The 12825-nt window shown below is 71.3% G+C and carries 11 protein-coding genes; 10 read left to right on the forward strand and 1 reads right to left on the reverse strand.

What is annotated here, in order from left to right; genetic code table 11:
* The first annotated feature begins 178 nt into the window (after positions 1-178).
* The 10 genes from ACGF0J_RS15210 to ACGF0J_RS15255 all read left to right on the forward strand — a co-directional run bounded on the left by ACGF0J_RS15210 (position 179) and on the right by ACGF0J_RS15255 (position 11494).
* Positions 179-886 (forward strand): helix-turn-helix transcriptional regulator, encoded by a 708-nt coding sequence (locus ACGF0J_RS15210; RefSeq protein WP_393145977.1) that lies wholly within the window; start codon positions 179-181, stop codon positions 884-886.
* Positions 883-2295, forward strand: a complete 1413-nt coding sequence (gene sufB, locus ACGF0J_RS15215) for a Fe-S cluster assembly protein SufB (RefSeq protein ID WP_393145979.1) — start codon at positions 883-885, stop codon at positions 2293-2295. The genes ACGF0J_RS15210 and sufB overlap by 4 nt, the downstream gene beginning before the upstream one ends.
* Positions 2295-3419 carry a Fe-S cluster assembly protein SufD gene (gene sufD / locus ACGF0J_RS15220; protein ID WP_393145981.1) on the forward strand — a complete coding sequence of 375 codons (1125 nt, stop codon included), beginning with the start codon at positions 2295-2297 and terminating at the stop codon, positions 3417-3419. Before sufB ends, sufD begins: the two co-directional genes overlap by 1 nt.
* Positions 3416-3739, forward strand: coding sequence for a non-heme iron oxygenase ferredoxin subunit (locus ACGF0J_RS15225; RefSeq protein WP_393145983.1), 324 nt, complete (start codon positions 3416-3418; stop codon positions 3737-3739). Before sufD ends, ACGF0J_RS15225 begins: the two co-directional genes overlap by 4 nt.
* A 4-nt stretch (positions 3740-3743) precedes the next feature.
* Positions 3744-4490, forward strand: coding sequence for a Fe-S cluster assembly ATPase SufC (gene sufC, locus ACGF0J_RS15230; protein ID WP_393145985.1), 747 nt, complete (start codon positions 3744-3746; stop codon positions 4488-4490).
* Positions 4487-5764 carry a cysteine desulfurase gene (locus ACGF0J_RS15235; protein ID WP_393145987.1) on the forward strand — a complete coding sequence of 426 codons (1278 nt, stop codon included), beginning with the start codon at positions 4487-4489 and terminating at the stop codon, positions 5762-5764. Before sufC ends, ACGF0J_RS15235 begins: the two co-directional genes overlap by 4 nt.
* Positions 5765-5766: 2 nt before the next feature.
* On the forward strand, positions 5767-6207 hold the full coding sequence (gene sufU / locus ACGF0J_RS15240; RefSeq protein ID WP_393145989.1) for a Fe-S cluster assembly sulfur transfer protein SufU: 441 nt from the start codon (positions 5767-5769) through the stop codon (positions 6205-6207).
* A complete protein-coding gene (locus tag ACGF0J_RS15245; protein WP_393145991.1) occupies positions 6204-6563 on the forward strand; it encodes a metal-sulfur cluster assembly factor in 360 nt (119 codons plus the stop codon). The genes sufU and ACGF0J_RS15245 overlap by 4 nt, the downstream gene beginning before the upstream one ends.
* 332 nt (positions 6564-6895) lie before the next feature.
* Positions 6896-8860 (forward strand): DEAD/DEAH box helicase, encoded by a 1965-nt coding sequence (locus ACGF0J_RS15250; RefSeq protein WP_393145993.1) that lies wholly within the window; start codon positions 6896-6898, stop codon positions 8858-8860.
* A gap of 186 nt (positions 8861-9046) precedes the next feature.
* The gene (locus ACGF0J_RS15255; RefSeq protein WP_393145995.1) at positions 9047-11494 is read left to right on the forward strand and encodes a glycoside hydrolase family 2 protein; all 2448 of its coding nucleotides are present in this window, start codon (positions 9047-9049) and stop codon (positions 11492-11494) included.
* Between the two features lie 7 nt (positions 11495-11501).
* Here the strand turns inward: ACGF0J_RS15255 and ACGF0J_RS15260 are convergent, their stop codons facing one another.
* Positions 11502-12731 (reverse strand): MFS transporter, encoded by a 1230-nt coding sequence (locus ACGF0J_RS15260; RefSeq protein ID WP_393145997.1) that lies wholly within the window; start codon positions 12729-12731, stop codon positions 11502-11504.
* Positions 12732-12825 lie beyond the last annotated feature (94 nt).

A 12825-nucleotide genomic window follows, 5' to 3' on the forward strand; every position in this document is an offset into this window, starting at 1 on the left:
GTAAGCCTTGCCTGCGTGAGAAATTGCATTCAGCGGCTCCCCGGAACCGTTTGTGCACCGGGAAGGAATTACGGCACACTGATGTTGTCAAAAATATGGGAGCCAGCCCGACAGTGAGCCGAGCGGGGCGCCACAAGCACAGCCCCCCGCCAGGCGCACGAGGAGTGGTGAGCGACCGATGAAGAACGTGCCCACGATCGAGCCGGGCAGCGAGCGCAGCACCAGGGCGCGCGTCGCCAGGCTCATCCTCGAGCACGGTCCCGTAGCGGCGGCCGCGCTCGGCGAACGGCTCGGGCTCACGCCCGCCGCCGTCCGCCGGCACCTGGACGCGCTGCTGGCCGACGGGCTGATCGAACCCCGCACGGTCAGGCCGCGCGGCCAGCGCGGGCGAGGGCGACCGGCCAAGCTGTTCGCCATCACCGACGCGGGGCGCAGTGCTTTCGAGCACGCCTATGACGATCTGGCCGGGAGCGCGCTGCGCTTCCTGGCCGAGCGCATGGGCGAGCAGGCCGTGGCCGACTTCGCCCGCACCCAGGTCTCCGGCCTGCTGCGGCGGCTGGAGCCGGTCATGCGGACGGTGCCGGCCGACCAGCGCGTCGAAGTGCTGGCGCAGGCGCTGTCGGCGGAGGGTTACGCTGCCTCGGCCAGCAAGGCCAAGTTCGGCGGTGACCAGCTCTGCCAACACCACTGCCCGGTGGCGCACGCGGCCGCGGAGTTCCCGCAGCTGTGTGAGGCCGAGACGGAGGCGTTCGCGCAACTGCTCGGCACGCCGGTGCAGCGCCTGGCCACGATCGCCCACGGCGACGGGGTCTGCACCACGCACGTGAGCCCGCAAACGCTGGGTGATCCCGCACATAGAGAGACAAGCAAGGAGACCGGAAGGTGACTGTCACCGACCGCCCGGAGCTCGAAGGCCTCGGGAACTACAAGTTCGGCTGGGCCGACCCGGATGCCGCCGGGGCGGTGGCCAAGCGCGGCCTGTCCGAGGAGGTCGTCCGCAACATCTCCGCGCTCAAGAGCGAGCCGGAGTGGATGCTCGACCTTCGCCTGAAGGGCCTCCGCCTGTTCGACAAGAAGCCGCTGCCCACCTGGGGCTCCGACCTCACCGGCATCGACTTCGACAACATCAAGTACTTTGTGCGCTCGACGGAGAAGCAGGCCACGTCCTGGGACGAGCTGCCCGCCGACATCAAGAACACCTACGACAAGCTCGGCATCCCCGAGGCGGAGAAGCAGCGCCTCATCGCCGGTGTCGCCGCCCAGTACGAGTCGGAGGTCGTCTACCACAAGATCCGTGAGGACCTTGAGGAGAAGGGCGTCATCTTCGTCGACACCGACACGGGCCTGAAGGAGCACGAGGAGCTCTTCAAGGAGTACTTCGGCTCGGTCATCCCCGTCGGCGACAACAAGTTCGCCGCGCTCAACACCAGCGTGTGGTCCGGCGGCTCGTTCATCTACGTGCCGCCGAACGTCGAGGTCGAGATTCCGCTGCAGGCCTACTTCCGGATCAACACCGAGAACATGGGCCAGTTCGAGCGCACCCTGATCATCGTGGACGAGAACAGCTACGTCCACTACGTCGAGGGTTGCACCGCGCCGATCTACTCCTCCGACTCGCTGCACTCCGCGGTCGTCGAGATCATCGTGAAGAAGAACGCCCGCTGCCGCTACACGACCATCCAGAACTGGTCGAACAACGTCTACAACCTGGTGACCAAGCGCGCCGTCGCCTACGAGGGCGCCACCATGGAGTGGATCGACGGCAACATCGGCTCCAAGGTCACGATGAAGTACCCGGCCGTCTACCTCATGGGCGAGCACGCCAAGGGCGAGACGCTGAGCGTCGCCTTCGCCGGCGAGGGCCAGCACCAGGACGCCGGCTCCAAGATGGTGCACCTGGCGCCCAACACCAGCTCCAGCGTCATCTCCAAGTCGGTGGCCCGCGGTGGCGGCCGCACCTCCTACCGCGGTCTCGTGCAGATCGAGGAGGGCGCCCACGGCAGCGCCAGCACCGTCAAGTGCGACGCGCTGCTGGTCGACCAGATCAGCCGCTCCGACACCTACCCCTACGTCGACGTCCGCGAGGACGACGTGTCGATGGGGCACGAGGCCACGGTCTCCAAGGTCAGCGAGGACCAGCTGTTCTACCTCATGAGCCGCGGCCTCGACGAGGACGAGGCGATGGCGATGATCGTGCGCGGCTTCGTCGAGCCGATCGCGCGTGAGCTGCCCATGGAGTACGCGCTCGAGCTCAACCGGCTGATCGAGCTGCAGATGGAAGGAGCCGTCGGCTGATGGGCCTGAACGAGAAGCCCCTGTCGACCCTGCACGAGAAGGCGTCCTACGACCTGGCCGACTTCGAGGTGCCGACCGGACGCGAGGAGGCGTGGCGCTTCACGCCGCTCTCGCGCCTCAAGGGCCTGCACAACGGCAAGGCCCAGGTCAGCGGCCAGGTCATCACCCAGGCCTACACGCCGGCCGGCGTGACCGCCGAGTGGGTCGGGCGTGACGACCCGCGCGTCGGCAAGGCCTACGTGCCGGCCGACCGGATCAGCGCCCAGGCCTACAACGCCTTCGAGAAGGCCCTGGTCGTCAGCGTGCCCAAGGAGGCCGTGCCCGACGGCCACATCGGCATCGAGCTGCGCGGCGGCGGCGCCGACGGCGCCTCCTACGGCCACATCGTGATCAACGTCGAGCCGATGGCCGAGGCCGTGGTCGTCATCGAGCACCAGGGCAGCGCCGTCTACGCCGACAACGTCGAGTTCGTCGTCGGCGACGGCGCCACCCTCAAGGTCGTCAGCCTGCAGGAGTGGGACGACGACGCCGTGCACGTCTCCCACCACCACGCCCAGCTCGGCAAGGACGCCACCTTCCGCAGCTTCGTGGTGACCCTGGGCGGCGACCTGGTGCGGCTGTCGCCCAGCGTCTCCTACACCGCTCCCGGCGGCGACGCCGACATGAGCGGCGTCTACTTCGTCGACGCCGGCCAGCACCTGGAGCACCGCCTGCTGGTGGACCACTCCCAGCCGCACTGCCGCAGCAACGTCGACTACCGCGGCGCACTGCAGGGCCAGGACGCCCACGCGGTGTGGATCGGCGACGTGATCATCCGGGTCGAGGCGGAGGGCACCGACACCTACGAGCTCAACCGCAACCTCATCCTCACCGACGGCGCCCGCGCCGACTCGGTGCCCAACCTGGAGATCCTCACCGGCGAGGTCGCCGGCGCCGGCCACGCCTCGGCGTCCGGACGCCTCGACGACGAGCACATCTTCTACCTCCAGGCCCGTGGCATCCCGTTCGACGAGGCACGCAGGCTGGTCATCCGAGGCTTCCTCGGCCAGCTCATCGAACGCATCGAGATCGAGGAGATCCGCGAGCGCGTGCTGGGCGCGGTGGAGGCGGAGCTGGCCCGATGAGCGACCACTACGAGAAGGTGTGCCGGCTCGGCGACATCCCCGACGGCGGCGTCATCGGCGTCGAGGTCGGCGAGACCCCCGTCGCCCTGGTGCGCACCGGCGCGGAGGTGCGCGCGCTGCACGACGTCTGCTCCCACGCCGAGGTCAAGCTCAGCGAGGGAGAGGTCTACGACGGCACCCTGGAGTGCTGGCTGCACGGCTCGTGCTTCGACATCCGCACCGGCAAGCCCACCGGCCCGCCCGCCACCAAGCCCGTGAACGTCTACCCAGTCAAGATCGACGGCGATGACGTCCTCGTCTCGCTCTCGAAGGAGTCATAAGCACATGTCCACCCTTGAGATCCGTGACCTGCAGGTCGCCGTCGAGGACAAGGAAATCCTGCGCGGCGTCAACCTCACCGTGAAGGCCGGCGAGACCCACGCCATCATGGGCCCCAACGGCTCCGGCAAGTCCACCCTCGCCTACGCCATCGCCGGGCACCCCAAGTACACGATCACCGGCGGCCAGGTGCTGCTGGACGGCGTCGACCTGCTGGAGCTGTCGGTGGACGAGCGGGCCCGCGCCGGCCTGTTCCTCGCCATGCAGTACCCCGTCGAGGTGCCGGGCGTCTCAGTGTCCAACTTCCTGCGCTCGGCCGTCACCTCCGTGCGCGGTGAGGCGCCGAAGCTGCGCGAGTTCGCCAAGGACCTCAAGGCCGGCATGGACTCCCTGTCCATCGACGCCTCCTTCGCCCAGCGCAACCTCAACGAGGGCTTCTCCGGCGGCGAGAAGAAGCGCCACGAGATCCTCCAGCTCGAGCTGCTCAAGCCGAAGATCGCGGTGCTCGACGAGACCGACTCCGGCCTCGACGTCGACGCGCTGCGCGTGGTGTCGGAGGGCATCAACCGCTTCCGCGCCTCGGGCGAGACGGGCGTGCTGCTCATCACGCACTACACCCGCATCCTGCGCTACGTGAAGCCCGACCACGTGCACGTCTTCGCCGGTGGCAGGATCGTCGAGGAGGGCGGGCCGGAGCTGGCCGACAAGCTCGAGGCCGAGGGCTACGAGCAGTACACGAAGGCGAGTGCATGACTTCCACCAGCTTGGACGTGGAGAGGATCAGGAAGGACTTCCCGGTTCTCTCCCGCGAGCTGCCCGGCGGGCGCAGGCTCGTCTACCTCGACTCCGGCAACTCCTCCCAGAAGCCCGCCCCGGTCGTCGAGACCGTGCGCGAGCACCTGGCGATGCACTACGGCAACGTCGGGCGCGCGATGCACGTGCTCGGCGCGGAGTCGACCGAGGCGTACGAGGGCGCGCGTGACAAGGTGGCCGGCTTCGTCGGCGCGCCCTCGCGCGATGAGGTGATCTTCACCAAGAACGCGTCCGAGGCGCTCAACCTCGTCGCCCACGCCTTCGGGCCCCACCTGTGGGGCTCCACCGAGGCGGCCGACCCGCGCTTCGCGCTCGGGCCCGGCGACGAGATCGTCATCTCCGAGATGGAACACCACTCCAACATCGTGCCGTGGCAGCTGCTCGTGCAGCGCACCGGCGCCACGCTGAAGTGGTTCGGCGTCACCGACGACGGCCGGCTCGACCTGTCGGAGCTGGACCGGATCGTCACCGACCGGACGAAGATCGTGTCGATCGCCCACCAGTCCAACGTGCTCGGCACCGTCAACCCGGTCGCCGACGTGCTGCGGCGCGCCCGCGAGGTGGGCGCCCTGGTGATGCTCGACGCCTCCCAGTCGGTCCCGCACCACCCGGTGAACGTGGCCGAGCTGGGCGTCGACTTCGTCGCCTTCACCGGCCACAAGATGCTCGGCCCCTCGGGCATCGGCGTGCTGTGGGGACGCGGCGAGCTGCTGGAGGCAATGCCCCCGTTCCTGGGCGGCGGCGAGATGATCGAGGCGGTCTGGATGGACCACTCGACCTACGCGCCGATCCCGCACAAGTTCGAGGCCGGCACCCCGCCGATCGTCGAGGCCGTCGGCCTCGGCGCCGCCGTCGACTACCTCCAGGGCGTCGGCATGGACGCCGTCGAGGCCCACGAGCGCGAGCTGACGGCCTACGCGCTGGACGCCCTGCGCGAGGTGACCGGCCTGCGGCTGATCGGCCCCGACTCGCTGGAGCGGCGCGGCGGCACCCTGTCGTTCACGCTGGAGGGGATCCACCCGCACGACGTCGGGCAGCTCCTCGACGACGAGTTCGGCATCGCCGTGCGCGTCGGCCACCACTGCGCCCGCCCGCTGCACCTGCGGTTCGGAATACCCGCCACCACCCGGGCGTCGTTCTACCTGTACAACACCACGGGCGAGATCGACGCCCTGGTGCGCGGTCTCCATCACGTACAGAAGGTGTTCGCATAGCCATGATCGGCGAGTCGATGTACCAGGAGCTGATCCTGGAGCACTACAAGCACCCGCAGGGGCGGGGGCTGCGTGAGCCGTACGACGCCGAGGTTCACCACGTGAACCCCACGTGCGGCGACGAGATCACGCTCCGGGTCAAGGTCGGCGACGCGGGCAAGATCGAGGACGTCTCCTACGACGGCCAGGGCTGCTCCATCAGCCAGGCCGCCGCCTCCGTGCTGCACGAGCTGGCCACCGGCTCGACGGTCGAGGAGACGCTGTCGGTGGTGGACGAGTTCACCCGGCTCATGCAGGGCAGGGGGCAGGTGGAGGCCGACGAGGAGGTGCTCGGCGACGCGGTGGCGTTCGCCGGGGTCGCCAAGTTCCCCGCCAGGGTCAAGTGCGCGCTGCTGTCCTGGATGGCCTACAAGGACGCTGTAGTGAGGAGTGCCAGCCGATGAGCAAGCCGGTGGAGACGCCGACCGGATTCGACGGTGACGCCACCGTCGAGGAGGTCATGGAGGCGCTCAAGGACGTCGTCGACCCCGAACTCGGCATCAACGTCGTCGACCTGGGCCTCATCTACGGGCTCAACCTCGACCCCGCCGACGGCGGCAAGCCGGTGGCGACCATCGACATGACCCTCACGAGCGCGGCCTGCCCGCTGACCGACGTCATCGAGGACCAGGCGCACTCCGCGCTCGATGGTATGGTTTCCGATGTGAAGATCAACTGGGTCTGGCTCCCGCCGTGGGGCCCCGACAAGATCACCGACGAGGGTCGCGAGCAGCTACGTATGCTAGGCTTCAACGTCTGATCTTTGCAGTGCGGTCGGCACCCAGGTGCCGGCCACCTCAGCGTGCCAAGGCCCGGGAGACCGGGCCAGCCGGGGAATACACGGTGTCTTCCCCGCGTTGGCATGACGTGCACCTGACGCACCCATGTGCGTTTCGCCGCCTGCGGCCGGCAAGCGGGTGCGCGTAGACGGCCCACGAGAGTCGGTGAGCACCGACCGGGCCTGTCCCCACCCCAGCGGGTGCCGATCACCCGCGCATTCCGATGAAGTACGGCGAGGCGGCCGTACGCCCTGGCTCGTCCTTTCGCAGAAGTGACGCGCCACTTCGACTGAAAGGCACGACGTTCGTGACCATGCTTGATGCTGTCCTGCCCGACCTCACCACCGAGCAGGAGCTCGCCCCCGAGCAGAGCCTGTCCGGATTCGAGCTGCTGGGCCTGCCCAAGCCGCTCGTCACGGGGCTGGCCAAGCAGGGCATCGACAGCCCCTTCCCCATTCAGACCGCCACCATCCCCGACGTCCTCACGGGCGCCGACGTGCTCGGCCGCGGCCAGACCGGCTCCGGCAAGACGCTGGCCTTCGGCCTGCCCACCATGGCGCGCATCGCCGGCGTCCGGCCCGCCCCGGGCCGCCCCCGCGCGATGATCCTCGTCCCCACCCGCGAGCTGGCCCTCCAGGTGCACGACGCGCTGGAGCCGCTCGGCCGCGGTCTCGGCCTGCGCATGAAGGTCGTCGTCGGCGGCATGTCCATGGGCAAGCAGATCGAGGCCCTGCGCCGCGGCGTCGACGTCGTCATCGCGACCCCGGGCCGGCTGGGCGACCTCATCCGCCAGGGTGAGTGCTCGCTGGCCGAGGTCGAGGTCAGCGTCCTCGACGAGGCCGACCACATGTGCGACCTCGGCTTCTTCCCCGTCGTCACCGAGCTGCTCGGGCAGACCCCCGCCGACGGGCAGCGGCTGCTGTTCTCGGCCACGCTCGACGGCGACGTCGACAAGCTGGTGCGGCGCTTCCTCAAGGACCCGATCACGCACTCCGTGGCGCCCGCGACCTCCCCGGTCGACACCATGGAGCACCACGTCATGCAGGTGACGCGCGACGACAAGTTCGACGTGACCGCCGAGATCGCCAACCGCGAGGGCCGGACGATCATCTTCGTCCGCACCCAGCACGGGGTCGACCGGCTGTGCAAGCAGCTCGCCCGGGTCGGCGTCCGCGCCGGCGGCCTGCACGGCGGCAAGCGCCAGAACCAGCGCACCCGCATCCTCGCCGAGTTCCGCGAGGGCTCCGTCAACGTGCTGGTGTGCACCGACGTGGCCGCCCGCGGCATCCACGTCGACAACATCAGCCTCGTGCTGCACGTGGACCCGCCGCAGGACCACAAGAGCTACCTGCACCGCGGCGGCCGTACGGCCCGCGCGGGCGAGAAGGGCACCGTGGTGACCCTGGTGCTGCCGAACGAGCGCCGCTCCACCGAGCAGCTCACCCGGCGCGCCGGCATCCACCCGTTCCGGCTCAAGGCCACCCCCGGTCACCCGAGGATCGCCGAGGTGACCGGCGCCCGCACGCCGAGCGGCGAGTCCATCCCCGTGTGGGAGCCCGACGTGCGCAAGCCGCTGCGGCCCCGCCGCGAGGGGCACGGCGGCGGCCACGGTGGCGGGCACGGCGAGCGCCGTGGCCGCCGGCCGCGCCGCGACTTCGACGGCGACCGCCGTCCGCGCCGCCACGACGACGCCGACCGCCCCGCCCGCAGGCACGAGGACGGCGAGCGGCCGTTCTCGGCCGACTCGCGCGGCCCCGGCTTCGCGGGTGAGGACCGCCGTCCGGGTGGCGAGCGCGGCGGGTTCCGCCGCGACGACGCCGGCGCCCGTGGCGGCTTCCGCTCCGGCGACCGCGGCGCTGACCGTGGCGGCTTCCGCTCCGACGACCGCGGTGCTGACCGTGGCGGCGATCGCGGCGACCGTGGTGCTGACCGTGGTGGTGACCGGGGCGGGTTCCGCTCCGGTGACCGGGGTGGTTTCCGTTCCGACGACCGGGGCGGCTTCCGGTCCGGCGAGCGCGGCCAGCGCTCCGGCGGGTTCCGCGGCGACAGCCGGGGCGGGTTCCGCTCGGACGAGCGGGGCCCCCGTCCCGCCGGCGACCGAGGCCGCCCGTTCTCGGCCGATCGCGACCGCGGCGGTTTCCGTTCCGACGACCGGCCGCGCGACGGCTACCGTTCCGGCGGCGCTCGTGGCGAGGACCGGGGCGGACGTGGCGGCTTCCGTTCCGAGGGCCGCGGCAACGGCTTCCGCTCGGGTGGCGAGCGCCGCTACGGCCGCTGACGCCTGACAGATCTCCGGCACCGCCCGCCGTGCCTCCTTCTGGGAGGGGCACGGCGGGCGGTGCCGTTTTCTGTGCTCCCCGTGGCCGTACATCCATGCGAACCGGTTCAGTGAAGTCATTGCCAGTACGCCGAATAGATGCTGGTATATCCGTATCGTCCAGATCGATCACCGGAGAGTTGCCGCATGGGCCTTCGGCGTGCCTTGCACCAGTCCTGGACCGTCCGCGCGGTGGACGGCACCCCCCACCCGCATGCCGGACCGCCGGCCCCGGCGCACCCCTCCGTGCGCGCCGGGGTGCCCGCCACCGTCCCGGGCTGCGTGCACACCGATCTGCTGGCGGCCGGGCTGATCCCCGACCCCTACCTGGACGACAACGAGACGCGGCTGACCTGGATCGGCCGCACGGACTGGCGCTACGAGACCGTGTTCGACTGGACGCCGACCGGCCACGAGCGGACCGACCTGGTCTGCGAAGGCCTCGACACGGTGGCCGTGATCGAGCTGAACAGTCACCGGCTCGGCGAGACCGCCAACATGCACCGCGGGTACCGTTTCGACGTCGCGGGCGCGCTCCGCTCGGGCGAGAACCGGTTAAGCGTGACCTTCACCGCGCCGTACGCCTACGCCGAACGGCTGCGGGCCGAACTGGGCGACCGGCCGGGCGCCTACACCGAGCCGTACCCGTTCATCAGGAAGATGGCCTGCAACTTCGGCTGGGACTGGGGACCGACGCTCGTCACGTCCGGCATCTGGCGGCCCATCGGGCTGCACGCCTGGAACGGGATCCGGATCGCCGAGGTGCGCCCCCTGGTGTCCCTGCGCGACGGGACGGCCCGGGTGGCCGTCCACGTCCGGGTGGAAGGCGCCGATCCCACCGCCGCCGCCGAGGTCACCGCGTCGCTGGCCGGGATCTCCGGCCGGACCGTGATCCCCGCGGGCCGCCCGGACGGCGTGATCACCCTGGAGGTGCCCGATCCCGCCCTGTGGTGGCCCCGGGGGTACGGCGAACAGCCGCTGCACGAACTGGTGGTCACGGCCGGCGACGAGGTGTGGCGCGGGGACATCGGCCTGCGCGAGGTGCGCCTGCGCACCGAGGACGGCGCGTTCACCCTGGCCGTCAACGGCGTCGACGTCTTCCTGCGCGGCGTCAACTGGATCCCCGACGACTGCTTCCCCACCCGCGTCCGCCGCGACCGGTACGCCGCCAGGCTGGCCCAGGCGTGCGAGGCCGGCGTCAACCTGGTGCGCGTCTGGGGCGGCGGCCTGTACGAGAGCGAGGACTTCTACCACCTCTGCGACCGGCTCGGGCTGATGGTCTGGCAGGACTTCCCGTTCGCCTGCGCCGCCTACCCCGAGGAGGAGCCGATCAGGACCGAGGTGGAGGCGGAGGCGCGCGAGCAGGTCGCCCGGCTCACCCCGCACCCGAGCCTGGTCCTGTGGTGCGGCAACAACGAGAACCTCCAGGGCCACGCCGAGTGGGGCTGGCGCGAGCGACTGGAGGGCCGAAGCTGGGGTTCCGGCTTCTACCTGGAGACGCTGCCGCGCATCGTGGCCGAGCTCGACCCCACCCGGCCCTACTGGCCCGGCAGCCCGTACTCCGGCTCGATGGACCTGCCCCCCAACGACCCGGCCCACGGCACCCTGCACATCTGGGACGTGTGGAACGAGCGCGACTACACCGCCTACCGCGACTACCGGCCGCGACTGGCCGCCGAGTTCGGCTTCCAGGCGCCGGCGGCGTACGCCACGATCCGCCGGGCGATCGGCGACGACCCGCTGCAGCCCGGCTCGCCCGGCATGCTGCACCACCAGAAGGCCGTCGACGGCGACCTCAAGCTGGCCGCCGGGCTCGAACCGCACTTCCCGGCGCCGGAGACGTTCGACGACTGGCACTACCTGACCCAGCTCAACCAGGCGCGGGCCATCCGGCTGGGGGTGGAGCACTTCCGGTCGCTGTGGCCCCACTGCGCCGGCAGCGTGGTGTGGCAGCTCAACGACTGCTGGCCGGTCACCTCCTGGTCGGCCGTGGACGGCGACGGCCGCAGGAAACCGCTCTTCCACGCGCTGCGCAGCGCCTACGCCGACCGGCTGCTGACGGTGCAGCCGCGAGACGGCGGCCTGGTGCTGGCGGCCGTCAACGACACCGGGCGGCCGTGGCGGGCACGAGCGCTGGCCGTACGGCACGCCTTCGACGGGTCCGCGCTCGCGACGCAGACCCTCGATCTCGACGTGCCGCCTCGCGCCGTCGCGACGCTGGAGCTGGACGCGCCGGTGGCGGGGGCGGGCGACCCGGCGGGCGAGCTGATCGTCGTGGCGGCGGGGGAGCGGCGGGCCCTGTGGTTCTTCGCGCCCGACCGCGACCTGAGCCTGCCCGAGCCCCGCTTCGACGCGGTCACCGAACGCGTCCCCGACGGGTTGCTGCTGACCGTCACCGCCCACACGCTGCTGCGCGACCTGGCCGTCTTCCCCGACCGCCTCGACCCCGCCGCCGAGGTGGACGACCAGCTCGTCACGCTGTTGCCGGGGGAGCGGGCCCGCTTCGTCATCAGCACAACGGACCCGCGGGTGGACGAGCGCGCGCTCACCCGCGCCCCCGTGCTGCGCTGCGTCAACGACGTGACCGCGCGATGAGCCGTGGCTAGGTGAGGTCGGGCCCGTCCCGGCGGCGCGGCCGCAGCAGGGGGATCAGGACGAGGCCCAGGGCGGCGCTCACCGTCACCACCACCGACGGAGCGGCGAACTGGGCGCTCGCCCCCGCCACGGCGAACCCGACGCCCTGCCAGAACATCAGCCCCGACGTCTGGATGCTCAGCGCCCGGCCGAGCAGGTCCTCCGGTGCGGTGTCCACGACCAGCCGGTCCAGCCCGAGATGGTGGGCCAGCCCCATGCCGGACAGCACGAGCAGCCCGATCGCGAGCGGCAGCCCCGGCCGCAGCCCGAAGGCGAGCTGTGGCACGAACATCAGCACCGCCAGCGGCACGACCAGGCGCAGCCGCTGCCGCGGGGAGGGCAGCCACATGCACAGCACCTCGCCCAGCACCGTGCCCACCGGCAGCGCCGACATGAGCAGGCCGAGTCCGAGCGTGCCGAAGCCCGCCGCCTCCGCGTACGGGGCGGCCAGCGCCTCCGGCGCGATCCCGAGGGCCGGCACCGCCCAGCCGAACACCAGGACCCGGCGCAGCGGGACGATCCGGAAGACCCGGCGGAGCCCGGCCAGCGAGTCGCCGACGAGGGAGCCCGCCGCGCCGCCGGCCGTCGCGGGACGCGCCCGCACTCCGGCCGCCAGCAGCGCCGCCGAGATCAGGAAGGCGGCCGTGTTGAGCAGGACGGCGGCGCGCGGCGACATCACGACGAGCAGCAGGCCGCCGAGGGCGAAGCCGCTCACCTGCGCGCCCTGGGCCACCAGCCGGAACAGGCTCCGGCCGGCGATGTAGACGTCGCCGTCCAGGACGCGGGGCAGCACCGCCGCCCGCGCGCCGCCGAACACCGGGGCCACGAGTCCCATGCCGAACGCCGGGACGAGGACGGCGCCGACCGGCAGGCCGGGCAGCGCCATGACGGCGGCCAGCGCGGCCGTCAGGAGGTTGCACCCCACCAGCAGCCGCCGGATCGGTACCCGGTCCACCAGCGCCGACAGCAGCACCCCGCCGAACAGGTAGGGCACGAACGCCACCGTGAACACCATGGCGGCCAGCAGCGGCGACCCGGTCTGCCGGTAGACCAGCACGGTCAGCGCGAACTGGGTCACGATCGTGCCGAGCATGCACATCACGTGCGACAGGAAGATCGCCCGGAACTCGGGCACCGCGAGCGCGTCGCGGTAGCGGCCGCGCGCCGCCTGGGCGCGGTCGGCTGGAGGGTTGCTCATCGGGCTCCCCGGAACGGTGCCGCCCGCCGTGGCCGGGTGCGGCCACGGCGGCTGACAGTGCGGCTGACAGTGCGGCTGTCGGTCAGTAGGCGTA

The organism is Nonomuraea sp. NPDC047897 (genome assembly GCF_043204415.1).
In the GTDB taxonomy this organism is placed as follows: Bacteria; Actinomycetota; Actinomycetes; order Streptosporangiales; family Streptosporangiaceae; genus Nonomuraea.